We start from the raw sequence: 22,542 nt of genomic DNA, 5'->3' as shown, positions 1-22,542 counted from the left end.
CGAATAAGGAGGAGGCATGGCAGTCGGGAAAAAGAAAAAAGTTCTATCATATCCAACGAACGGAATTGCATATATCCAGGCAACGTTTAATAATACCATCGTTACTATTACAGATACTTCAGGAAACGCATTGGTTTGGGCATCAGCTGGTTCGCAAGGATTTAAAGGGTCACGAAAAAGTACGCCTTTTGCTGCGCAGGTTACCGCTGAAGCAGCGGCGAAAAAAGCGTTAGCACTAGGACTAAAACAGGTTGAGGTTTATGTCAAAGGTCCTGGTGCAGGGCGTGAATCAGCAATTCGCGCTATTCAAGCGGTAGGATTGGATATTAGCGTTATAAAAGATATAACTCCGATACCACATAACGGATGTCGTCCACCGAAACGAAGAAGAGTATAATGAATACACTTGATGGAGAATACGGTAGTTTACTACCGTTATGCTTTCATGAATATAAGTTAGATTGTTGGGGTTATGAGGTTTAAATTATGGCTAGAAATACAGGAGCAGCTTGTCGCGTATGTCGCCGAGAGGGAGTCAAATTATTTTTAAAAGGAACGAGATGTTATAGTGAAAAATGTGCGTTAACCCGGCGTGGGTATCCTCCCGGGCAGCATGGTCAACAACGGGCTAAGCTGTCTGCATACGCAATACAATTACGGGAAAAGCAAAAGTTAAAAAGTATGTACGGAATACTTGAGCGGCAATTTCGTGGATATTTTGTTAAAGCAGAACGATTGCCCGGTATTACTGGATCAAATCTTCTGCAGTTGCTTGAGCGACGGTTAGATAATCTAGTGTATCGATTGGGATTTGCTACGTCTCGAGATGAAGCGCGTCAGCTGGTTCTTCATGGACATATTCTAGTAGACAATCGGAAAATAGATATCCCATCATATTTAGTTTCTACAGGACAAGTTATTTCGGTTAGAGAAAAAAGTCGTGAAATCCCAAGCGTTAAACGAGCAACAGCTATGGCTGGGAGTCAGGAACCGTTACCTTGGTTAGAGCGGAATCTGGATAAAATGGAAGGGAAGTTATTGAACATCCCGAGTCGAGATGAAATCCCGGTTGCGATAAAAGAACAGCTCATAGTCGAGCTATACTCCAAATAAAAGTTAGCGTTTGGATTACACCGGATATCACAAAAATGACCCTAATCGTGTTCTTGAGTAAAGAATACGATTGGGTTGAAAAGAGTAGGAGTAACTATGCATAATGAATTGCAACTGCCGAAAAATCTACGGTGGGAAGAAGAAAGTTTAACCGCGACATACGGGAAATTAATTATCGAACCGTTAGAACGCGGATACGGCGTTACCCTAGGGAATGTATTTCGTCGTATATTATTATCATCGATACCGGGAGCGGCGTTTGTATCGGTAAAAATTGATGGGATAACTAATGAATTTGAATCTATCCCTGGGGTTCAGGAAGATACGATAGATATTTTGCTCAACTTAAAAAATGTGCATCTGCGATTGATCGGTGAGGAAAAGCAGAAACTATATATTGAATCGCACGGACCAAAACAGGTTACCGCTAAGGATATTCAGTCGAACCAGAATGTTGTTATAGTAAATCCGGAACAGCATATTGCAACGCTAAATGAAGATGGAGCATTACGGATGGAATTAGACGTTGCTGCGGGGATTGGATATGTACCTGCGGAAAGAAATAAGCAACATTATCAGCATCTGCCGGTAGGAACCATATTGCTCGATTCGATTTTTTCACCAATTCGTCGAGTTAATTATCAGATAGAACAAATCCGTGTCGGGCAACAAACAGATTTCGAAAAGCTAACGATTCAGATTTGGACGAATGGTGCGGTTGCTCCGCAGGAAGCGATTAAACAAGCGACTGATATCATTGATGACCATATCAAAAACATTAAATCATTTCTAGTTGCAGGTATTCAAGAAGATAGTAGTGGACCTCCTCCCGAAGAAGAAGGAAAAGAAAAGGAGAGAGAGTTGGAAGTGGTTAAGCAAATATCAGGTACTGGCCAAGTGATTCCAAATGATATCCTAGATAAAACTGTTGATGATTTAGAGCTGTCGGTGCGAGCGTTTAACTGTTTGAAATCCGCTGGAATAAAAACGATCCGGGATTTGATTTTAAAAACAGAAGCGGAAATGCTGAAATATCGGAATTTCGGTCGGAAATCGTTAAATGAGATTAAAGAACTATTGGCGAAAATGGGATTGTCGTTAGGTTGTAAATTGAATGAACGGGGGCAGGTTATACTCCCGCCAGCAGAAGAAATCCATGCAGTGAGAAAAAGAGGTCGAAAACCGTCGAAATAACTTTATTGCTTAACGGCTTCGCCCGAGCATAGGCTCTGGGGCGGTGCCATTTATGGCATCAATATTTTTTAACTATGCGACATCGAAAGTCAGGCAAAAAACTTGGGAGAACGATTTCCCATCGAAAAGCATTATTCCGGAACCTAATTCGAGCACTGGTTATTTCCGAAAAAATTGTTACCACCGAATCGAAAGCGAAAGCGGTTCAGCCGATTATAGAAAAATTAATTTCAGTAGCCCGAAATAAGAGTTTATCGAATCGCCGTAGAATCGCGGCGTGGATTCCAGATAATGAGGTGGCTAAAAAGTTGGTCGAGACCATAGCAACTCGATACCAGAATCGTCCCGGTGGATACACCCGGATAATTAAACTCGGGCGTCGCGTTGGCGATACCGCACGTATGGCGCGATTGGAATTTGTTGAATCGGAATCGAGCCTTGCTTCAGAAACGAAAGAAACTGCAAATACTTAATTTTTTCAATAGTGAATAATAATTTTTCACAGAGATTATCAAAAAGTTATTGTTGCTCAATAATAACGCAGGTGGTCCTATGGCTAATAAGGAACAAATTGATTCGGTAGGTAAACCAGTTAATCTATCGTCCGAGTTGCAAAAACAAGCGTTACGAAAAAAAGTATGTTTTATTATTGGACTTACAGCGATTTTTATCGGGTTTTTCTTACTAACCTTAACGAATCCTGAAGGAAATAATTGGGCCTCTATCCTATCACCAATTCTAATTATTGGCGGATATATTGTGGTTATCATAGCATTATTGATGAAACCATAGTCAAGGCGTTTATTGCAGGACGTGAGCAGGATAGGATAATAAATTAATCAAGCATTGAAAAACCCGCACAATCATTTCGCGCAGGATAAAATATCGTATGGCAAGTGATTTTAAGATATTTAGCGGTCGAGCGAATCCATTACTTGCGAAAGAAATCTGTGAATCGCTGAACATTCCTGTCGGGAATATGGAAGTAAGTTCTTTTCCGGACGGAGAAATATTTGTTCAAATAAACGAGAATGTTCGCGGAATTGATACATTTGTCATTCAGCCAACCGCACCGCACGTGAATGAGTCTTTAATGGAATTGTTAATTATTATTGATACCTTGAAACGAGCTTCAGCGCGACGGGTAACTGCGGTTTTACCCTATTATGGCTATGCCCGACAAGATCGGAAAGACCAACCGCGGGTCCCGATAACGGCGAAACTAGTTGCCAACTTAATCACCACTGCAGGCGCGGATAGAGTATTAACCGTTGACTTACATGCTGGGCAGATTCAAGGGTTTTTTGATATTCCGTTGGATAATCTTTTTGCAACGGAAATTCTGGTAGATTATTTTAAGCGGTTGGCGATACCCAATCTGGTAGTGGTATCTCCGGATATTGGCAGTGTTAAACGTGCACGCGCGTTCGCCCGGAAACTTGACGTGCCACTGGCTATCGTTGATAAACGGCGACCGAAAGCTGGCCACGCTGAAGTAGTCAATATTATTGGAGAAGTCGCTGAAAAAAATGTAATCATTTTTGATGATATGGTAGATACAGCGGGAACGATGGTTGAAGCGGTAAGGATATTGAAGCAGGAAGGTGCAGGTGTGATTTATGCAGGATGCACGCATGGGGTTCTTTCCGGAAACGCGTTAACGCGAATCGCTGCATCTGAATTAACTGAATTGGTTATCACGAATACTATCGCAGTCGGAGATAAAACTAAACAATGTCCAAAATTAAAAGTTTTATCTATTGCAAATCTCCTTGCGCAAGCCATAACTAATATCTATCATAATGCATCAGTTAGTGCATTGTTTCCACAGTAACCGATGAAAGTAGGAAATAATTATGCAACAAGTAACACTCTATGCCCAGAAACGAAATAAAACCGGAAAAGGAATAAGTCGTCAATTACGACTCCATCAGGCAATTCCCGGCATCGTTTATGGCGCCCAACAAGAGCCTATCCCGATTCAGGTAGGATTGAAAGATATTCATCGGATTCTAAGCTCGAGTGCCGGCGAAAATGTACTGATAAATCTCGAAATCGACCATAGCGATGAGGCGATTAAACAACCGGTCATTATAAAAGAATTGCAAAAAGATCCGCTTACCCGAGAATATATCCATGTAGATTTCTATCGTATTTCTTTGGATAAAGAATTAACCACGCAGGTTCCAATTGTTCCGGTAGGCATTCCAATCGGGGTACAAGAAGGTGGAATATTAGAATGTATTGTGCGAGAAGCAGAAGTCCGATGTTTACCGACGCTTATTCCCGATAAAATAGAAGTAGATGTGACCGCATTGAAAATCGGACACACCATTCATATTTCCGATTTGAAAGTACCGGAGGGAGTAACGTTGACTGATCCGCCAGACGCTGTGGTCATGACCATAGTTGCGCCGAAAGCAGTAACTGAAGAAGCACCGGTAACTCAGGAAGTAATCGAACCGGAATTGATTACCAAGAAACCGACGGAAGAAGAGTTGTTAGACCAGGCGGAAGGAAAAGCTGAGGAAACAAAAGAGAAACCGGAATCAAAAGCGAAAGAAGAAAAGAAATAATCGTCGATTCGGATTTCGGATTTTGGATGTAGGTGATTAACGTTGTAATTCGTTATCCGCAATCCACAAATTCAATGTGGCTGGTAGTTGGATTGGGGAATCCCGGAATACGATATTCTAATACCCGGCATAACCTTGGATTCATGGTTGTTGATAGGTTAGCGGAACAACTTGGTATTCCGCTGCGGCAGCATCAATGCCATTCGCTTACTGGGAAAGGAAAACTCGGAGTAGAAGAAATTGTATTAGCGAAACCGTTAACCTATATGAATCAAAGTGGAATTGCGGTTCGTGAACTGTTGCACCGGTTGCAATTATCCCCATCGTCGCTAATCGTTATTAGCGATGATTTCCATTTACCACTCGGGAAACTTCGGATACGCAGACAGGGAACAAGCGGCGGTCATCATGGATTAGAATCAATTGCGGAACAGTTAGGAACCACGCAATTTATGCGAGTTCGAATCGGCATCGGAAAACCTGAAGGGAATGAAGTGGTAGATTTTGTTTTATCAGAATTTAGTGCGCAGGAAATGGAACAGATAACATTAGGCGTGATGAAAGCAGCGGAAGCTGTAATGGTTATCATTAAGTATGGAATAACGCAGGCTATGAATCAGTATAATTAATAAATGATTTTGTTAGCATTATGATATGATTATATGCTAACGTATGAGGTGAACTATGGCAGTAACCTATGAAACTTTTTTTGTGCTTGATCCCACGATAAATGATGAAATGCTGGGTAAAATAAGTGAAAAAATTGCCGGATTTATTAAGGAAAAAAATGGTACAGTGTTAAAACAGGAGAATTGGGGTAAACAGAAATTAGCGGCACCAATACGAAAACGAAGTGAAGGAATCTATTTATATTTTAACTATTCCGCGCCACCAACCATAGTTGACGAACTTAAACAATTTTTAAAATATGAAGAAATGGTTTTACGTAATTTTACTACTAAACAGGAGGTTGTTCGCAAGAGTCGGTTTGCGAAAAAGCAAAAAGGTGAACTGACTGAACGTGGTGAACACGAACAAAGTGAACCGATCGCAGCAACTGGAGGTACAGAATCGGTTCCAGTCGATACCAAACCAACCGAATTATCCGAATAAGCAGCGAACCATCATTTCCGCAAATTGAGTTGGGCGAATACGTTTTATGGCAAATTTAAATCGGGTTACCTTAATTGGCAATTTAACGAAGGATCCTGAAATCCGCTTTACACCCAATGGAACGCAAGTGTTAAGTTTTGATCTAGCGGTTAATCATCGGTATAAAGACCAGTCTGGAAACTTCCAGGATGAAACATTATTCATTCGCGTGGTCGTTTGGGGTAAGCAAGCTGATATCTGTAAACAATTTTTAGCTAAAGGGAAGTCAGTATTTGTTGAAGGGCGGTTGCGCTCGCGTTCCTGGGAAACACAAGATGGACAGAAACGAACCACAATTGAAGTTCAGGCTTCACCGATGTCTGTGCTGCCGATAGAGAAAATAGGGAAACCCGTAAACACTGCGGGTTCTGCAGGTATTCCTGAAGGGAATGGAGAAGAAGAACCGGGTGCAGCAGATGATTCAGTTCCATTTTAACATGTTAAAAGTTATTTCTTTTTCTAAAAATAACCATAGAGACAAGATGCGATTTACTCGGAGGGTCAAATAAGCATATGGTAACAACACTTTCTGCTGGACAAACGGGAACGTCTCCACGAGAAAAAAGTGAAACTGCGGTACCGGTAAAACGGTTTGTCCGGCGTAAAATATGTCGTTTCTGTAGTGATAAAATTGATAAAATTGATTATAAAGATATTGCCCGCATCAAGCGGTTCGTAACAGAACGGGGAAAAATCGTTCCCCGCCGAATTTCGGGAACCTGCGCTCGGCATCAACGGCAGTTAAAAATCGCGATTAAGCGCGGGCGGAATATGGCGTTATTGCCTTACGTTGCAGAATAGTCGGTCGTGATCAACCTAACTTTTTCTACCCGATATTGTACTGGTAAGATGGCTGCAACAAGAATATTTGAGGGATAAGGTATGAAAGTAGTATTGTGTGAAGATATAGAACATTTAGGAAAATATGGTGATATCGTTGAAGTAAAGGATGGCTATGCACGGAATTATTTAATTCCGCGTAAGTACGCATATCCTGCAACTGAATCGGCGATACAATTGGTGCAGCAGAAGGCGATAGCTCGTGCAAAAGAACTCGAAAAGCAAAAACAGGAGCTAATGGCATTAGCCGAGCAGATTAACCGTACGCCGATAACGATTGCGGTAACCGTAGGTGCCGAAGATAAAATGTTTGGTTCAGTTACCGCAACGGATATTGCTGAAGCATTAGCCAAACAGAATATTTCCGTTGACCATAAAAAAATTCGGTTACCAGAACCGATTAGGACGCTAGGTAATTATACGGTGCAGATAAAATTAGGACCGGAAGTAGTTGCAGAGACCGTTGTTCAAGTGGTAAAATCTACCTAAATTAACCTGAATAGTAAAATTCAAAAACCAACTAAATTCGCTCCTGCGCGCAATGAACCGAGGAATTTAATAGCCGTTTTTAATAGCGTGCAAATGTGCGCTGGCCGATACGGAGAGCTAGCAGGAGAACGATGCTCCTACTACCCAATCCAAAGCGAGATAGTATTTAGTTGACTGATTTTGGATTTAGTTTGGCTATGGTAACCCAACCGATAATTTCAACTTCCGGAACAATTTCAGCAGCATCGTCGGTGCTTCCACATAACCTTGATGCGGAACGAGCAGTGTTAGGAGCGCTGATTTTCGACAATCGCGCTATTGATACTGTGGTAGATATCCTAGACCCATCTTCCTTTTACCATACCGCACATACCGTTATCTATCAATCTATTCTGGCGTTATACGAGCGCAACCGAGCGGTTGACCTGATAACACTAACAGAAGAGTTAACGCGACGCGGACGGTTAGACTCAGTTGGCGGCGCGTATTATCTATCCAGTTTATTAGAGAATGTAGCTACTGTAAGTAATGTGCAGGAGTATGCGCAGATTGTTCGTGATAAAGCTACTGCTCGGCGATTAATTCTTGCTGGAGCGGAGATATCCCAGCTCGGATATAACACAGAGGAAGATATCCATTCAATGGTTGAAACAGCAGAAAAACTGATTTTTGATATCGCACAGCAAAAAAGCCGGCAAGAATTTACATCCCTATCAGACCTGTTATCAAGTAGCATGGAAAAGGTCGAAAGTTTCTATCAGAATAAGAAAATGGTTACCGGTATTCCGACGGGATATACCGAACTTGATGAGTTAACTTCAGGGTTTCAGAAATCAGATCTGATTATCATTGCCGGTCGGCCTTCGATGGGGAAAACCGCCTTTGCGTTAAACATTGCACGCAATCTCGCTATTGACCACGACCCACCGATTCCGGTAGCCATTTTTACGCTCGAAATGTCAAAAGAACAGTTGGTTCTCCGGATGCTCGCAACCGAATCGCGAATTTCAATGCGACAGATACAATCAGGCCTTTTGGGAGAGAAAGAATTCGGGAAACTGGTTAATTCAGCATCGCGATTATCGCAAGCGCAAATATTTATTGATGAAACTCCGGCACTTTCAATCATGGAATTGCGCGCAAAAGCGAGACGATTACAACAAAAATTATTACAGAATAACCAATCGTTGGGATTAATTATCATTGACTATCTTCAGATGATGTCAGGGCGAGCTCGTGCTGAAAGTCGACAACAGGAAGTATCAGAGATATCCCGCTCGTTAAAAGCGTTAGCAAAAGAATTACACCTACCAGTAGTAGCGATATCTCAATTAAGCCGTGCCCCGGAAAAACGCGGGGAATCCCGTCGACCGCAACTAGCAGATTTACGCGAATCCGGCGCTTTGGAACAAGATGCTGATTTAGTGTTATTCATCTATCGGGCAGAATTTTATCGAAGAATGGATGGAAAAGAAATTCGCGAAGAAGATAAACCCGCAGAAATTATTATTGGAAAACAGCGGAACGGCCCCTGCAAAACAGTTAAACTTGCATTCTTAGAAGAATATACGCGGTTTGAAAATTTAGCGAAACGATATGATGTGATTCCAGCAGATGCATATGTTCCAACGGAAGAACTATAAGGCAGTTCCATGCATAACGTATAAACAATTCCATACAAACCCACCCAAAACGGAATAACTAAGTAACTGAATGTTAGAGTTAGAGTTAGGATTAAGGTGATAGTATCGTTTAGAAAAGTTTAGGTTTGGATTTTAATCCGTGACCATAACGACCATAACCTGATACATCGATACTTTTAAGCCGTAACCCTAACCATAACTTTTCAGGATGAATAACATAAAACTTTTTTCATATCTATCAGCGCTCGGTCAGAAACAAATGAAAATGATTCGCCAAATTGGCGAGATGATGCTCTTATTTTTTTCGACCATCTCTTGGATATATAAATCGCGACTTCGATGGAATAATATTATTCGGCAGATGCTTTATATCGGGTATGAATCTATACCGATAGTATTATTAACCGCAGTATTTATCGGGATGATAATGGTGCTTCAAACCGGGTATCAATTAGCTAAATTTGGTGCGACCCTATATGCTGGAGGAATTGCGGCAATAGCGTTAGCGCGCGAAATCGCGCCAGTCTTCACTGCTTTTTCGATAGCTGCTCGGGTTGGCGCTTCAATTGCCGCTGAAATAGGAACGATGAAAGTTACCGAACAGATTGATGCGCTTGAAACCTTAGCCACTGATCCAGTGCAATATCTCGTCGTGCCACGATTTGTTGCCGCAATCGCTGCTGTCCCATTATTAACTATCTTAGCGTTAAGTATCGGAATTCTTGGCGGATTATTAGTCGGGGTAACGAATCTCGGGATATCACCGCAATTATATCTGAATAACACGCGGGATTTTCTAGTGCTTCGCGATGTATATAGTGGGTTGATTAAAACCGTGGTTTTTGCTGGGATTGTGGCGATTATCGGATGTTATCAAGGATTCAAAACGAGCGGCGGTGCAGAAGGCGTTGGTCGGGCGACCCGCAATGCCGTAGTTAGTTCGATTATTTTAATCATAATATCCGATTATTTTTTAACCACTTGGATTTTAGCGCTGTGGAAATAAGGTTGCATAGATGATAGGAAGCGTGATTCCACACTAACATGATTAAACTAAAAAATGTCTATAAACGGTTAGGGAATAAAGAGGTGCTTCGCGGGATAGATTTGGAAATTGCGCCGCAAGAAACCATGGTAATTATTGGCGGCAGCGGTGAAGGGAAAAGTGTTCTCTTGAAGCATATGATTGGATTAATGAAACCTGATTCCGGTGAAGTGCTGATTGAAAATGAAAATATAACCAATATGTCAACAACGGAATTAAATCGGGTGCGATCGAAATTTGGGATGCTCTTTCAATACGCGGCATTATTCGATTCGCTCAATGTTAAAGAAAATGTTGGATTTGCGCTCTATGAGCATACTAATTTATCAGAAGAGGAAATCAGCCAGATTGTCAAAGAAAAATTAGCACTTGTTCATTTATCCGGAATTGAAACCATGATGCCAAGCGAATTGAGTGGCGGGATGAAAAAACGAGTCGGACTCGCGCGCGCGTTAGCTCGCGACCCGAAAATCATCCTATACGATGAACCAACTACCGGACTTGACCCGATTCATGCGGATATGATTAACGATTTAATTATCGAATTGAACGAACGATTGAAAGTAACTTCTGTTGTTGTCACGCATGATATGAAAAGCGCATTTAAGATTGCGGATAGAATCGCAATGCTATATCGTGGGAAAATTATAGCGATTGGGCCAGTTAAAGAATTTGAAAATCCGAAAGATCCCATCGTTAAACAATTTGTTTTTGGTGAAGCGATAGGTCCGATTACTGAAAACGGATAAAATACTTTTTATCTTCTAAGTTATGAGGATTTTGATGTGAGAAAAGATTAAAAAAGGAAGGAGGAAAATAACAGTCCTTAGTCTAAAATTGTATATCCTAAAAAGAAAATTGTTTTCTTAGGATTTCAGACAGTTAACCGAGGACTGAAGTATATGAATCGCGGAAAAAAAAGACGGAAACTCCGCTGGAAATGTAAACGCGCTTCAAAACGTCGCGCTCCTGCCGGTCACGGACATAAAAAATAATACTAAAAGACATGTCGGTGTAAGTTGATTGTTGGTGAGGTATTAACGGAGATGGATGAGAATTGAACTGTTCAATTCTCATCTATCTCTAAAGAAAGCGCAGTCCGGAAAAATAACAGAGTATCCGGTCTTACCGTATGAAAAACAGGAATAGGTATGTATATTGGGTATTGTTCATACCATGCTGGCTGTTGGTTGCAAGCGGGTGTAAGGAGTTAGTAAACGATATAAAGTTTAATCATCAATTACATCGAGACCGCGGTTTACCCTGTGAATTTTGCCATCCGGAAACGTTTACCGAAGCGAAAGCTGGTCGCCCGACAATGGCGATTTGCGCGAATTGTCATTCGATCAATACTGCCAAACCGTCAGAGAAATGTTTACTCTGTCATACCCATCTGAGACCCCAGGTTAACCCGGTTATCCCGCAGATATACCGTAACGTTGTTTTTTCGCATAAAACCCATACGCAAAAATATCAGCTTTCCTGCGAGCAATGTCATCCGAACATTAGTCAGAGTAAAAAAATACCTAGAACACACATTCCGAATATGGAATGTTGTATCGCCTGCCATCAGAAAGGAAAAGAAACACCGAAATGTTCTGATTGTCATCCTGGATGGGATAAGAAAAACCGGCGTCGCTGAAAGGCAAACTCGAATTGGTCGAATTATCTGATATCCTATAAATCTGATTCCCGCAAGCGATGCGGGCAGCAGACTTCGTCGACGAACTATACCGTGGAATAAAATAACCGGCATTATCGAAAGCAATCTAAGGAAAGAACGGAAGAACCAAAGCCCCGAACAACTTATATGTGACCAGAATTGTTATGCCGAAAAAATTTACTTCTATCGAAAAGAAACTCATCGCTATCCTTCAGCAGGATATTCCGAATTCATTAACGCCGTTTCAGGATATTGCGGTTCAGCTAGGAGTGAGCGAGCGTTGGGTGATTAATAAAATCAGAACCTGGTTGAAACAAGGGATAATTCGCCGGTTTGGTGCGATAGTATATCATCGTAAAATCGGATTTAAAGCGAATGCGATGGTTATCTGGAAGGTTCCGAAAAGCCGTGTCAATCAGGTCGGTAAAATAATGGCATCATTCCCGGAAGTAAGTCATTGCTATGAACGAGTAACCTACCCGCACTGGCAATATAACCTTTATACCATGGTTCATGGGCAAACGAAAAAAGATTGCGAGCGGGTTGTCCGCCGGATATCGCAACAAACCGGAATAACCGACTATCAGCTTCTCTATAGCATGCGCGAGTTCAAAAAACAAAGTATGAAATACTTTTAAGCAGTATTCGTCTTCGTTTCTTCTCACCTAATTTTTCTATGCAAATCCAAAAATACACCATCAATGTAATCATTTGATAACCGCCTTTAAATAGCATATAATTTATTCATAGAAATTAATTATGGTACAAAAAAACCATGCAAAAAAATGTTTATATCAAATAAATTGACGGTAATAACCAAGAGTATACCTACAATCAAAAGAGAGTTATGTTGGATTTTGGTCATCACGTGGTTGCTAGGATTATTGCACAGTTTTCATCATCAGTATCAATCCTATATTTCGCATATTCATGCGTATGCCGGATTAACTTCCTCCGATAAATCAAGAAAAGTATTGGGGACAGAGTTACCGGATTTTGTAGCATTTTGTGAACAGATTATTCCGGAGAATAAAAGTATCAATTGGGAAACCTATCGATCTCTAGACCAATTACGATTGGGTTATTATCTGCTTTATCCAAGGAAATTATCGCCAGAACCGGATTATCTTATTGTCTATCACGCGGAGGGTGCTAATGCTGCAAAAAGGGAATATGCGTTTCACCCGATAGACTTTTCGATAAAAAATCCGGATAGAGTTATCTATGTCTATGCCGAGGAGACTATCAGGCAATCGTGGATTTCCGGGTCGAAAACAAACTCGGTATCGCAAATCAACCTGTTTATCGACAATGATGCATGGACGAATAACGACCGGATTAAGCTTGATATTTATCATAATGATACCCTATTGCGAACAATTCTTAAAAATAATTTACATACTCAAAGTACTCCTCGAACCCCATTTGTCTTAGACCCCTACCTTGAAGTTAAACCAAATACTCAATATACCTTTGTAATCAATATATTAACCACAAACAAGGGAAAAATTCGTATGTTTGCAAATTCTAAGGTCAGAAACCCAGCAGAAGTCGCAGTTCGATTTGGGAAACCGCAGCCATATACCCTATGTTATCAGGTTTTTAAAGGTTATACTGGGTATTCAAGATTAACTAGTTATAATAAGAATGCTTTTATTCTTATACCTAATAAAGAATAACACGCCTGCAACACACTAAAATAGCAGGGATAATGTTTACGGTTGAATAGTCAAATGGTGAGCCAAAATGATCTTCACGGCAATAATGTTGACAATAAGTTTAATACTCCCATTATTTTTAGGCTGGCAATTAGTGGTGTTACTAGAACGAAAAACGAACATTGCGATTCCAAAATTATTAAAATTCGGGTTCGGATTTGGATTAGGGTTTGGATTGGTTAGTTGGATAATGTTTCTCTTCACGTTAATCGTTCGCCGTTGGCATTTATCGCTGTTAACAATCTCGGTAGTCGTTTTTGCCGTTATCCTGGGGATAATGAATCGAAACTATAATAAACTATGTAGTTCTGAAATCCGAGAATTTATTCCTCGCGCTTTCCATACCGAAAGAAAGAATTTGATTCCATGGATTCTCATTATCCTATTAGCTGTTCAAATCATCTATGTTTTTAGTGAAACGGTTATTACACCGTTTATCCATTGGGATAGTTGGGCGATTTGGGGATTAAAAGGCAGGATATTTTATACTGAACAAACTATTCCCAAATCTTATTTTCAGCTTACTGCTCGAGAATTTGGGCATCCAGATTATCCCTTATTGATTCCACTTAGTGAAACCTGGCTTGCATTATGGATAAACGAATGGAACGAATCGCTCGTCAAAATTTTATCGCCTTTATATTATCTTTTAATATTAATTCTCTGCTATTATTTTGTTAGCAAAGAAGAAAAGTTTAATTTGAACTATCCACTATTATTTACGGTTATTCTAGCTACAATACCCCAAATGGTAATTCACGGTACGTTGGGTTTAGCGGATTTACCATTAGCATATTATGGTTTTGCAAGTTTTATTCTTGTATATTGGTGGTTTCAAACCGAAAAAATGGGATGGTTGATTTATGCAGCGATTTTTGCCGGGTTAGCGATGTGGACTAAAAATGAAGGAGTAGCGCTATTTCTTATTACTGGTATTATTTGCGTTTATCTTAGCGGTAAAAAGAAGGGAATAGGTGAAAGTAATCTTCTAAGTAGAATCAAAATAATTCTCTTGGCATATTTCGTTCCTGCACTTGTTATCTATTTGCCTTGGTTTCTCTTTAAGATAGAACACAACATCCAGAATGATTTGATTACGTGGAATCGGCTAATACATCCGGAAATATATCTTCGTTTATCCCGAATACCAACTTTACTTATGTTATTAAGTCAGGAAATGCTTAATTGGAAGAATTGGAATATCTTTTGGGTAGCGTTTATCATTTTGTTAATGGTATATTGCTTTTCACAAAAGGATATCAAAAAAATCTACATTAACGCAACGTTGATATATCTGGTGTTATATCTGTTAATGATTATCGGAATATACACTATCAGTATTGCGTTTGTAACGTATCATCCTGCGCACTCATTAGACCGAATATTAATTCATATCGTTCCCCAAGTAGCCATATTACTTTATTTGTTGTTTAGCGTGCAGAAAACCTGAAGCAGAACGATTTGAAGTCATTAGAGATAACGACAGCACGGCGATGTTTGAATGAAAAACAGCGGTTTACATCGCGCTTAAGCAAGAGGTAATCACAGCAGCGATATTGCGGAAAAAACAAAATCCGAACTTCGGAGTTTGTTTAAACCAGCTTTCCCAAACAAACAGCAAACTACTTAATATCATTTGAAAATTGCGTTAGTTTAACGGTAGCGCCGCCTGGCTGTTTAACTCGCAGAGATAGTATCGGTAGTTGATTTGAGTATAATGTATTCAGTTCGGTATAGATTTCATCAACCGTTTCTTTCTCACCGAATGCTACTGTAATCAACCAGATGCGAGAATGCCCTTTTGTTAAGTCCTGGAAATGTTCAGATAAATTTTTCCATAAATAAATCGGATAAACTGGAATAGACGATCGCTGATAATAAAGTAACCCATGTTTCCAATATTCTTCATAAATTAGGACGATATCAGTCGGGAGCGCGTTCCGGTCAATTTCGGCAGAGATTTTACTCCACGGGATTTTCTTCGTTGCCTGATGATAAGCTATTGTACCAAATATCATTCCGAAAACTACAATAGCTAGTAGCGAATACCGAATAAACTTTTTAGGTATTTTCGATAGGCTATATGCAATTAATAGATAGAAAAAAGGAAGAATAATGATTACATACCGATACGGTATAAAAATCGGTTTTTTGAAAGAAACCAGATAAAATAGGATAAGTGGGATAATAAATAAGTACCAGCATAACATTAAACCAGGGTTATGGTCGAGAGGAAGTTTTTTAGGTTCAGAGTTGTTGAAGTTGAATCGAGAATATAAGAATAGAAAAATGAATATTGGAACAATGGTTTTCCTCACCAGATTTGGCATGTCCCATTGCAGCCAGCCGAGACTGAAGTAGTTAAAAGTTTCTCCAATATCTTCGAATGTAGGTTTTGATATCCATTCGCCATAAAACACTGCACCCGCTTGATTCAGAAAGAGACATAGTCCGAAGCTGCAAAAAAGAATAATCAATAGCTGTGAACCGAACCAAAGCTCTATACGGTTCGGTTTCCGCTGCCAAAAAAAAATTGAGATACCAGCATAACCCATTAGTGCGACCCAGGTTAACATTGTAAACTCACGAACTGCAATTCCTAAAACTGTTAGGATAGTAAATATAATCCATAGATAGACTTTATTTTCTTCGAATCCACGAATGAAGTAATAAACCATTGCGAGAATAAGAAAAACCTGCAGAGCATAAGCGCAAGCTTCCTGTGAATAATAGATATGATATGAGGATAATGCGAGAAATAAAGCGCTGAGTAGCCCAATGGTGTCGTTAAACAATTTTCTCCCGATAACAAATAATAATCCGATCGTGGCGATACCCGCTAATGCGGAAAGTAATCGAACGGTACCTGGGTCGGTTCCAAGTTTCAACCAGAAACGCATGATCACGAAATCGAATACGAAATGGAGAAAATCGCGTGGATGTAAGTTTGACAGTGAACTAGCAGACCACGGAAGCGATGCGGTTTGAATTGTATAAATTTCATCAACCCATAAATCTTCATACCCGAGATGATATAATCGGAGCCCAGCACCAAGCAGGAGAATAATAATAAGATTCCGTAAACCTACTTTTGAAGTTAACCTCATACTTCACAAAATACATCAATTTTGGTTCGATATTCGGATTTCGGAATTGCTTTTATTGAATATATTTTTCTGCGGAATAAGCAGCAGTCGCTCCATCCCCGACAGCAACCGCTACTTGACGAAGGATAGTTTTACGCACATCACCAGCCGCAAAAATTCCTGGAACCGAAGTTGCCATGGTCGTATCGGTGATAATACTTCCCGATTCATCTAACGCAACCAAGTCTTTTACCATTTCACTGCGGGGAACTAACCCAATATAGATGAATACCCCGGATACCGGAATTATAGAAACTTCGTTTGATTTAACATTTTTAATTTTAACTCCTTCAACCGCAGTTGTTCCGATGAATTCTACCGGAACTGAATTCCAGATAAACCGCAAATTCGGTGTCGCAAACGCTCGTTCCTGAATAATTTTCGTTGCTCGAAGCTGGTCTCGCCGATGAATCAGCGTAACCGATTTAGCAAATCGAGTTAGATAGATACCTTCTTCAACTGCGGAATCACCCCCGCCGATAACCGCTAAATCTTTCCCTTTAAATAATGGACCATCACAAGTCGCACAATACGAAATCCCTTTTCCACGGAATTCGAGTTCTCCCGGAATTCCGAGTTTTTTCGGTTCGGCTCCGGTAGCGATAATCACGGATTTCGCGCGATACTCAGTATCATTGGCTGATACTAGTTTAAGATTATCCGGAGCCAACCCTACTTTCGTTACCTCATCAGTATTAATTTGCAAGCCAAACCGAACCGCTTGTGCTTCCATTTTCTGCATCAACTCGACGCCATTAATCCCATCAGGGAATCCGGGATAATTTTCAATAAAATCAGTTAATGCCGCTTGACCGCCGGGGAGGAATCGCTCTAGGAGTAAAGTTTTTAATTTCGACCGAGATGCATAGAGTCCAGCGGTTAATCCGGCAGGACCACCACCGACGATAATTACATCATAGATGTTTTCCATAAAGATTTCTCCGCATATAGCTAGGTTATTATATAAATTTTACCATAGCTTACAAAAAAGAAAACATTACTGCAGATAGGCAATTTACTCGAACCTCATACTACACTATAAAGTTACTAGAATTTCGCTTGCAGAATTTTTCAGTTTGCGCTATGGTAAAAGTATAGAATTAATATATGTTTAGGGAGGTTTAAATTATGAAATTAGTTTTAGTTAGTTTATTAGCTATTTCAGTTTTAACCACGAATCCCGAGACACCAAATCATATCAAGAGGGAGACACAAAGACCAATGGTAACCATCGAAACTGATAAAGGAAACATTGTTTTTGAAATGTTTCCGGACGTTGCACCGAAAACCGTTGCGCGAATTACTGAACTTATCCAGCAGAAGTTTTATGATGGATTAACGTTCCATCGGGTTGTTCCCGGATTTGTTATTCAGGGTGGTGACCCGCTGGGGAACGGTACCGGTGGAACCGGAATTAAACTTCCAGCAGAATTCAGCTCGTTAAAACATCAACCGGGCACAGTTGCGATGGCGCGAGCAATGGATCCGAATAGCGCTGACTGTCAGTTTTATATATGCTTAGGCACGCCAAGTTGGCTCGATGGACAATATACTATTTTCGGGCAGGTGGTACAGGGAATGGATGTTGTTCAGAAAATTCAGGTTGGTGATGTTATGCGAAAAGTTACGGTAAAACTTCCGAGGTCATCAGTCGGTTCCAAACAGGCGATTGATGTAGCGAGAGCAAAACCGATTGCTCCTCCTGAAGTAACCGGTCGAATTTCTCCTGAAGAAAAAAGACGAATTGATGCATGGTTAAAAAAGAATAATTTGAATCCGTTCGGTGATGCCAAAGATACGGTTTATGCTGGTGGTACGCCGTTGTTTGACGAGAGAACCGGGAAACGAATTGACCGATATGAATATCTAATTCGGAAATTTCCAACTCGACCATGGAACAAATGAAAAATAATAAGTTCCAAAGTTTTAAGCAGGAAATACCGAAGTACAAAAATTTTGCTTTTTGCACCCTGTCTTTTTATTAGGTAGTAATTTATGGAACGTACAAGCGGTTGGACACTGGCTCAATTCGCACCCGAAAAATTTAAATGCGCTCGCGATTCTCAGTGCATTCTATCGGCAAATTGGAAAATTATCTTTTGTACTGGAATAGTTGTTGATTTATATTAAATGTGATATACTTAACGCAATATTATTTTATTTCAAATAGAGAGAGGAGGGGAATCAGTATATGGTTAGAAGAACCCTAGCAATATTAGCTTTGATTAGTATCGCAATCTTTATCTTTGGTTGCGCTTCGGTGCATGTTGCTAAGATTAAAAATAGCTTGCAGAAAGCACCAACTGGCAAATGTCCGTGGGAAAAATGTGCGGATATCCGCGCGGATTGGAACCGGATTGCTGGAATGACCGATGCGGAAATCTGTAAAGTTTTAAAATGTCCAGAAAAAGTTGAAATTAAAGAAGTTATTAAAGAGGTTCCGGTAGAAAAAATTGTTGAAAAAGAAGTGATTAAAGAAGTTCCGGTAGAAAAAATTGTGTATAAAGAAGTGCCGAAAGAAACGAGAAAAGTATTATTCGTTCTACCGAGTGTCTTCTTTGATACTGATAAATCAGAACTCAAACCGTTAGGTAAGAAAGAGTTGGATAAAGCGGCAAAAATCTTAGCGGAAAACGGGTATCCTGCGATTATTATTTCCGGACATACGGATTCCCGCGCGTCAGATGCATATAACCAGAAATTATCTGAAGCGCGCGCGAATGCAGTGAAAAAGTATCTTGAAGAGAAAGGTGTTCCTGCAGGTACGATGCAAGCGGTTGGATTTGGCGAAACCAGACCAGTCGCGTCAAATGCAACGAAAGAAGGTATGGCGCAAAACCGGCGGGTTGAAATCGAGTTAGCTAATCCATAAAGTTAAGGAGAAATAAAAAAGGGATTCAATTTCAATTGAATCCCTTTTTTTATCATGATTATGGGACTATTTCAAGAATTTAAAGAGTTTCTTAAACAATATGGCGTTATCGGATTAGCGATTGCCGTAGTTATGGGCGGTGCCGTAACGAAATTTGTTGGCGCGTTAGTATCCGATTTAATTATGCCGATTATCGCGGTGATTATCCCGAGTGGTGATTGGCAGAATTTCGTTATCGGATACGGAAACTTGCAGATTAAAATCGGGCATTTATTTGGCGCATGTATCGATTTATTGATTATTGCGCTAATTGTATTTTTGTTTGCGAAATATGTTCTTAAAGAGGAAAAAGTCACGAAAAAATAGTAGTCAGGTATCGCGAATCCGTTTTCGGTAGCTGTTGTTCTAAAAATATAATCGCTGGAATCGATAAAAATCATAGGCTGATTTATTTACATTTGCCCACTATGACATTATAGCGTATAATTAAATCGATAGAATAATACAATTTTAAGTTTGGTAAAGTAATTTACCATAGTTTTAGGTGAAAAGGAGGGAATAGTATATGAATAAGAAACTAATGTGGTTACCAGTGGTGTTAAGTTTATTGTTAGGTTTATTTTCTGTTATGGTATCAGCGGATGATGTATCGATTTCTATCCGAATAGGTTCACCGCCACCGCCACCGCCACCGCCGCCACCACCACATAATGCTCCGCCAGTCGTGGTTTATGATAGGTTTTATACCGATGTGGTTTTGAATCTTGGTTGTGGGTATTTCGGTATCGGGTATCCGATAATTTATGGCTATTATCGAGATTATGACCTTTCGCCGGATGAAGTGGTTTTTATCCTCTATTTATCGCATTATAGTCGTCGGCCACCGCTGTATATTATCAATGCATACAAAACTAGACGGGATTGGTCGATTGTGGTTAGAGAACTGCGATTACCGCCGGATGCTCCACGATGGATTCGCGAGAAAGATGCTTGGTCGGTAGCGGTATTGCATGCAACTTCCGATTATTATGGTATTCCTTATCACCAGATAGATGATATTCATCGAAAAGGATATCGTCCGGGAGAAATCGTTGCGGCGGTTAATATCGCTAGCCGGTCTGGGAAACCAGTCGGCGATATTCTGGTTGCCCGGAATAAAGGGAAACGGTGGGAAGATATTTCGAAAGAACATAAACTTGCGTTGAATGAGATAAAATCTCCCCACCGTAAAGGCAAGTCAGTAAAATTCGCTGGACCGTTGACCGAGCAAGAACCGAAAGTTCGTGGATTTGAGAAGAACGAGAAAGAGTTTAAAGGTGAAGGAAAAGCGTTCGGGCGGTTAGAATTCCCAGGTCAACAAAAGGGATTAGAAAAGAAGAAAACAGAAGGATTGCCAGGACAACAGCCTGGGAATGAATCTGAACCGCCGCCGGAACCGTTTAACCAAGAAAGACCGAAAGTTCGTGGATTTGAGAAGAAAGAAAAAGAGTTTAAAGGTGAAGGGAATACTCTCGGAAGGAAAGAGTTTCCTGGTCAACAACCTGGGTTCGAGAGGAAACAACCGGAAGGCATACCAGCACAACCTACCGAAATGAGCCAGCGAGGGAAAAAGGGATTCGGAGTTGATACTAGCAAAAACGCACCACCGGGTCAACAGCGAAGAATTAGGTAGAAAAAACGAACCTGGATAAAAATAATTAATTTTTTCGGCCGGTAATGGACTATTCTAATAGCCCTGAGAATGAATTGATTTCCAGGGCTATTTCTTTTGCCGGGATTCCGTTATAGTCTAATCATTTTTAGGAATAAAAGGTTGGCTTGGTTCGTGAAAAACAGTGGTTTTTAGATAAGCAAGGTTATCCTCGAGTTTCCCGAGATACCAGATAACCACTCCGCCGCAATTTTTGTTCCGAGCGAGTTCGATTTGGTTGGCTAATTGTTCCGAGGAATTGGTCTCCGCACTGATACCAGCGAGAATTCGACGAGGATTAGCTGAAAGTTGCAATGAGGCATTTAATTCGGATTCGATGTCACTCCAATACATCATCGGAATCGCAATATCTATATATCCCTTTTTCAACCAGGTTCCCCAATCCTGTCCTTTCGGATTAATTTCATTCGGAGTCCAGACATCTGCAGTGATAAGGATAGCTGGTTTCATTTTCCGAATTTTATTCGAAAGGTTCTGCATAAATTTATTCAACTGCTCTTTCCGCCAAGTATAGAATGTTCTTAATGTTTCTTCGTTCTCTAAACTCTCTTTAGTTAGGTTAATTCCTGTTTCTTTTCTAAACTGCTTTTTACAATATGCGCAGAAACAGAAATCTTTCGTCGGATATCGAATCCGGTCAAGGTTTAATCCATCGAATTCATATCGTTGAATCGGTTCGCAGAGCAGCTCAATCATAATCCGCTGCGAACGTGGATTGCTCGGACAGAGAGAATAGAAATCACCCCAATCTTTATTATGCAGATAAGGAAGTCCGGTAATATCAATTGCGGTTAAGTCCGGATGTTTATCCAAGATTACCCCGCGGGAAGGATCGTTAGCGGCATTTTTAGTCCAATACGCATAAAATCCAAATTCAGGCCAAGATTCAACGAGCAACCTGCGTCGATGCGCCTGTTCAATCATCCAACGGAGGATATCTTTATCTATTTCAATTGCTTTTGGGTCTTGCGGAAGATATTTGCTATTCGGGTAAATGACATATCCGCGATAGAGAACCGGAAGGTAAACAGTATTAAAATTCGCTGCAGTTAGGTTATCAAACATCGAGATTAAATAGTCTTTTCCTTTATACACATCCGATTTATCTACCCATACCCCTCGGGTTTCGATAGGGATATCTTTTCCAAATCCACAGTTCCATAGAGATAGCAATAAAATTAGACCGGTTACCAAGTGAAACATATATCTTTTCATAAACAGTTTTATTCCGACAGTGGAGTGGAGCGGAAACGGAATTGATCGGAACAATTCCGTTCCCACTCCGATAACAGAATCGTTCTCTAAAAGAGTTGAATAACTGATAAATTTAGGGTTAAATCCATTATAGCCGATTTTCGTCTCAAAGTCAAAACAATAGGG

At 40.3% G+C, this 22,542-nt stretch carries 25 protein-coding genes and 1 pseudogene; 23 read left to right on the top strand and 3 right to left on the bottom strand.

Annotated elements, in window-relative coordinates; genetic code table 11:
* Nucleotides 1-16: 16 nt before the first annotated feature.
* From rpsK to N3A72_07455, 19 genes are all read left to right on the top strand, one after another.
* Nucleotides 17-397, top strand: coding sequence for a 30S ribosomal protein S11 (rpsK, locus tag N3A72_07545; GenBank protein ID MCX7919449.1), 381 nt, complete (start codon nucleotides 17-19; stop codon nucleotides 395-397).
* An 89-nt stretch (nucleotides 398-486) separates the two neighbouring features.
* Nucleotides 487-1,113, top strand: a complete 627-nt coding sequence (rpsD, locus tag N3A72_07540) for a 30S ribosomal protein S4 (protein ID MCX7919448.1) — start codon at nucleotides 487-489, stop codon at nucleotides 1,111-1,113.
* A gap of 96 nt (nucleotides 1,114-1,209) precedes the next feature.
* Nucleotides 1,210-2,307, top strand: a complete 1,098-nt coding sequence (locus N3A72_07535; protein MCX7919447.1) for a DNA-directed RNA polymerase subunit alpha — start codon at nucleotides 1,210-1,212, stop codon at nucleotides 2,305-2,307.
* 74 nt (nucleotides 2,308-2,381) lie between these two features.
* Nucleotides 2,382-2,780 (top strand): 50S ribosomal protein L17, encoded by a 399-nt coding sequence (rplQ, locus tag N3A72_07530; protein ID MCX7919446.1) that lies wholly within the window; start codon nucleotides 2,382-2,384, stop codon nucleotides 2,778-2,780.
* Nucleotides 2,781-2,859: 79 nt separating this feature from the next.
* On the top strand, nucleotides 2,860-3,099 hold the full coding sequence (locus N3A72_07525) for a hypothetical protein (GenBank protein MCX7919445.1): 240 nt from the start codon (nucleotides 2,860-2,862) through the stop codon (nucleotides 3,097-3,099).
* Nucleotides 3,100-3,196: 97 nt separating this feature from the next.
* Nucleotides 3,197-4,141, top strand: coding sequence for a ribose-phosphate pyrophosphokinase (locus tag N3A72_07520; GenBank protein ID MCX7919444.1), 945 nt, complete (start codon nucleotides 3,197-3,199; stop codon nucleotides 4,139-4,141).
* 22 nt (nucleotides 4,142-4,163) lie between these two features.
* Nucleotides 4,164-4,883 (top strand): 50S ribosomal protein L25, encoded by a 720-nt coding sequence (locus N3A72_07515; protein ID MCX7919443.1) that lies wholly within the window; start codon nucleotides 4,164-4,166, stop codon nucleotides 4,881-4,883.
* 74 nt (nucleotides 4,884-4,957) lie between these two features.
* Nucleotides 4,958-5,512 carry an aminoacyl-tRNA hydrolase gene (pth, locus tag N3A72_07510; GenBank protein ID MCX7919442.1) on the top strand — a complete coding sequence of 185 codons (555 nt, stop codon included), beginning with the start codon at nucleotides 4,958-4,960 and terminating at the stop codon, nucleotides 5,510-5,512.
* Between the two features lie 55 nt (nucleotides 5,513-5,567).
* Complete coding sequence (rpsF, locus tag N3A72_07505; GenBank protein MCX7919441.1) at nucleotides 5,568-5,996, top strand: 30S ribosomal protein S6; 429 nt, start codon at nucleotides 5,568-5,570, stop codon at nucleotides 5,994-5,996.
* 46 nt (nucleotides 5,997-6,042) lie between these two features.
* Nucleotides 6,043-6,471 (top strand): single-stranded DNA-binding protein, encoded by a 429-nt coding sequence (ssb, locus tag N3A72_07500; protein ID MCX7919440.1) that lies wholly within the window; start codon nucleotides 6,043-6,045, stop codon nucleotides 6,469-6,471.
* Nucleotides 6,472-6,548: 77 nt separating this feature from the next.
* The gene (rpsR, locus tag N3A72_07495) at nucleotides 6,549-6,836 is read left to right on the top strand and encodes a 30S ribosomal protein S18 (protein MCX7919439.1); all 288 of its coding nucleotides are present in this window, start codon (nucleotides 6,549-6,551) and stop codon (nucleotides 6,834-6,836) included.
* A gap of 81 nt (nucleotides 6,837-6,917) precedes the next feature.
* Nucleotides 6,918-7,364 carry a 50S ribosomal protein L9 gene (gene rplI, locus N3A72_07490; GenBank protein ID MCX7919438.1) on the top strand — a complete coding sequence of 149 codons (447 nt, stop codon included), beginning with the start codon at nucleotides 6,918-6,920 and terminating at the stop codon, nucleotides 7,362-7,364.
* 197 nt (nucleotides 7,365-7,561) lie between these two features.
* Nucleotides 7,562-9,007, top strand: a complete 1,446-nt coding sequence (gene dnaB / locus N3A72_07485) for a replicative DNA helicase (GenBank protein MCX7919437.1) — start codon at nucleotides 7,562-7,564, stop codon at nucleotides 9,005-9,007.
* Between the two features lie 208 nt (nucleotides 9,008-9,215).
* Entirely contained in the window at nucleotides 9,216-10,013 is a 798-nt protein-coding gene (locus tag N3A72_07480) for an ABC transporter permease (protein ID MCX7919436.1), read from the top strand.
* Between the two features lie 38 nt (nucleotides 10,014-10,051).
* Complete coding sequence (locus tag N3A72_07475; protein MCX7919435.1) at nucleotides 10,052-10,801, top strand: ABC transporter ATP-binding protein; 750 nt, start codon at nucleotides 10,052-10,054, stop codon at nucleotides 10,799-10,801.
* Between the two features lie 383 nt (nucleotides 10,802-11,184).
* On the top strand, nucleotides 11,185-11,694 hold the full coding sequence (locus N3A72_07470; GenBank protein MCX7919434.1) for a cytochrome c3 family protein: 510 nt from the start codon (nucleotides 11,185-11,187) through the stop codon (nucleotides 11,692-11,694).
* A 185-nt stretch (nucleotides 11,695-11,879) separates the two neighbouring features.
* On the top strand, nucleotides 11,880-12,353 hold the full coding sequence (locus N3A72_07465; GenBank protein ID MCX7919433.1) for an Lrp/AsnC family transcriptional regulator: 474 nt from the start codon (nucleotides 11,880-11,882) through the stop codon (nucleotides 12,351-12,353).
* A gap of 219 nt (nucleotides 12,354-12,572) precedes the next feature.
* On the top strand, nucleotides 12,573-13,394 hold the full coding sequence (locus tag N3A72_07460; GenBank protein ID MCX7919432.1) for a hypothetical protein: 822 nt from the start codon (nucleotides 12,573-12,575) through the stop codon (nucleotides 13,392-13,394).
* A gap of 85 nt (nucleotides 13,395-13,479) precedes the next feature.
* A complete protein-coding gene (locus N3A72_07455) occupies nucleotides 13,480-14,883 on the top strand; it encodes a phospholipid carrier-dependent glycosyltransferase (protein ID MCX7919431.1) in 1,404 nt (467 codons plus the stop codon).
* A 172-nt stretch (nucleotides 14,884-15,055) separates the two neighbouring features.
* Here the strand turns inward: N3A72_07455 and N3A72_07450 are convergent, their stop codons facing one another.
* Both N3A72_07450 and trxB read right to left on the bottom strand, forming a co-directional pair.
* Nucleotides 15,056-16,540: a glycosyltransferase family 39 protein gene (locus N3A72_07450; GenBank protein ID MCX7919430.1), complete on the bottom strand. Its 1,485-nt coding sequence runs from the start codon at nucleotides 16,538-16,540 to the stop codon at nucleotides 15,056-15,058.
* A 52-nt stretch (nucleotides 16,541-16,592) separates the two neighbouring features.
* Nucleotides 16,593-17,510 carry a thioredoxin-disulfide reductase gene (gene trxB, locus N3A72_07445; GenBank protein ID MCX7919429.1) on the bottom strand — a complete coding sequence of 306 codons (918 nt, stop codon included), beginning with the start codon at nucleotides 17,508-17,510 and terminating at the stop codon, nucleotides 16,593-16,595.
* A 290-nt stretch (nucleotides 17,511-17,800) separates the two neighbouring features.
* On the opposite strand from trxB, the pseudogene N3A72_07440 reads away from it, so the two are divergent.
* The 4 genes and pseudogenes from N3A72_07440 (at nucleotide 17,801) to N3A72_07425 (ending at nucleotide 21,123) form a co-directional block, all read left to right on the top strand.
* Nucleotides 17,801-18,199: pseudogene (locus N3A72_07440) on the top strand (peptidylprolyl isomerase).
* A gap of 571 nt (nucleotides 18,200-18,770) precedes the next feature.
* Nucleotides 18,771-19,451 (top strand): OmpA family protein, encoded by a 681-nt coding sequence (locus N3A72_07435; protein ID MCX7919428.1) that lies wholly within the window; start codon nucleotides 18,771-18,773, stop codon nucleotides 19,449-19,451.
* Nucleotides 19,452-19,511: 60 nt separating this feature from the next.
* Nucleotides 19,512-19,817 carry an MscL family protein gene (locus N3A72_07430; GenBank protein ID MCX7919427.1) on the top strand — a complete coding sequence of 102 codons (306 nt, stop codon included), beginning with the start codon at nucleotides 19,512-19,514 and terminating at the stop codon, nucleotides 19,815-19,817.
* A 199-nt stretch (nucleotides 19,818-20,016) separates the two neighbouring features.
* Entirely contained in the window at nucleotides 20,017-21,123 is a 1,107-nt protein-coding gene (locus N3A72_07425; protein ID MCX7919426.1) for a hypothetical protein, read from the top strand.
* Nucleotides 21,124-21,240: 117 nt separating this feature from the next.
* Here the strand turns inward: N3A72_07425 and N3A72_07420 are convergent, their stop codons facing one another.
* The gene (locus N3A72_07420; GenBank protein ID MCX7919425.1) at nucleotides 21,241-22,377 is read right to left on the bottom strand and encodes a family 10 glycosylhydrolase; all 1,137 of its coding nucleotides are present in this window, start codon (nucleotides 22,375-22,377) and stop codon (nucleotides 21,241-21,243) included.
* Nucleotides 22,378-22,542 lie beyond the last annotated feature (165 nt).

The sequence above is a fragment of the bacterium genome, assembly GCA_026416715.1.
Classification (GTDB): domain Bacteria; phylum UBP4; class UBA4092; order JAOAEQ01; family JAOAEQ01; genus JAOAEQ01.
Note: the sequence above shows the minus strand (reverse complement) of the source record. Positions and strands in the feature narration are given on the sequence as shown.

Bases quoted from the DNA above. Each gene is read 5' to 3' on its own strand.
- rpsD (MCX7919448.1), top strand. From the start codon at position 487: ATGGCTAGAAATACAGGAGCAGCTTGTCGCGTATGTCGCCGAGAGGGA.
- pth (MCX7919442.1), top strand. From the start codon at position 4,958: ATGTGGCTGGTAGTTGGATTGGGGAATCCCGGAATACGATATTCTAAT.
- rplI (MCX7919438.1), top strand. From the start codon at position 6,918: ATGAAAGTAGTATTGTGTGAAGATATAGAACATTTAGGAAAATATGGT.
- rpsR (MCX7919439.1), top strand. From the start codon at position 6,549: ATGGTAACAACACTTTCTGCTGGACAAACGGGAACGTCTCCACGAGAA.
- N3A72_07430 (MCX7919427.1), top strand. From the start codon at position 19,512: ATGGGACTATTTCAAGAATTTAAAGAGTTTCTTAAACAATATGGCGTT.
- N3A72_07515 (MCX7919443.1), top strand. From the start codon at position 4,164: ATGCAACAAGTAACACTCTATGCCCAGAAACGAAATAAAACCGGAAAA.
- N3A72_07455 (MCX7919431.1), top strand. From the start codon at position 13,480: ATGTTGACAATAAGTTTAATACTCCCATTATTTTTAGGCTGGCAATTA.
- N3A72_07520 (MCX7919444.1), top strand. From the start codon at position 3,197: ATGGCAAGTGATTTTAAGATATTTAGCGGTCGAGCGAATCCATTACTT.
- N3A72_07425 (MCX7919426.1), top strand. From the start codon at position 20,017: ATGAATAAGAAACTAATGTGGTTACCAGTGGTGTTAAGTTTATTGTTA.
- rpsF (MCX7919441.1), top strand. From the start codon at position 5,568: ATGGCAGTAACCTATGAAACTTTTTTTGTGCTTGATCCCACGATAAAT.
- rplQ (MCX7919446.1), top strand. From the start codon at position 2,382: ATGCGACATCGAAAGTCAGGCAAAAAACTTGGGAGAACGATTTCCCAT.
- N3A72_07470 (MCX7919434.1), top strand. From the start codon at position 11,185: ATGAAAAACAGGAATAGGTATGTATATTGGGTATTGTTCATACCATGC.
- trxB (MCX7919429.1), bottom strand. From the start codon at position 17,510: ATGGAAAACATCTATGATGTAATTATCGTCGGTGGTGGTCCTGCCGGA.
- N3A72_07435 (MCX7919428.1), top strand. From the start codon at position 18,771: ATGGTTAGAAGAACCCTAGCAATATTAGCTTTGATTAGTATCGCAATC.
- N3A72_07420 (MCX7919425.1), bottom strand. From the start codon at position 22,377: ATGAAAAGATATATGTTTCACTTGGTAACCGGTCTAATTTTATTGCTA.
- rpsK (MCX7919449.1), top strand. From the start codon at position 17: ATGGCAGTCGGGAAAAAGAAAAAAGTTCTATCATATCCAACGAACGGA.
- N3A72_07450 (MCX7919430.1), bottom strand. From the start codon at position 16,540: ATGAGGTTAACTTCAAAAGTAGGTTTACGGAATCTTATTATTATTCTC.
- N3A72_07475 (MCX7919435.1), top strand. From the start codon at position 10,052: ATGATTAAACTAAAAAATGTCTATAAACGGTTAGGGAATAAAGAGGTG.
- N3A72_07480 (MCX7919436.1), top strand. From the start codon at position 9,216: ATGAATAACATAAAACTTTTTTCATATCTATCAGCGCTCGGTCAGAAA.
- N3A72_07525 (MCX7919445.1), top strand. From the start codon at position 2,860: ATGGCTAATAAGGAACAAATTGATTCGGTAGGTAAACCAGTTAATCTA.
- dnaB (MCX7919437.1), top strand. From the start codon at position 7,562: ATGGTAACCCAACCGATAATTTCAACTTCCGGAACAATTTCAGCAGCA.
- N3A72_07535 (MCX7919447.1), top strand. From the start codon at position 1,210: ATGCATAATGAATTGCAACTGCCGAAAAATCTACGGTGGGAAGAAGAA.
- N3A72_07465 (MCX7919433.1), top strand. From the start codon at position 11,880: ATGCCGAAAAAATTTACTTCTATCGAAAAGAAACTCATCGCTATCCTT.
- ssb (MCX7919440.1), top strand. From the start codon at position 6,043: ATGGCAAATTTAAATCGGGTTACCTTAATTGGCAATTTAACGAAGGAT.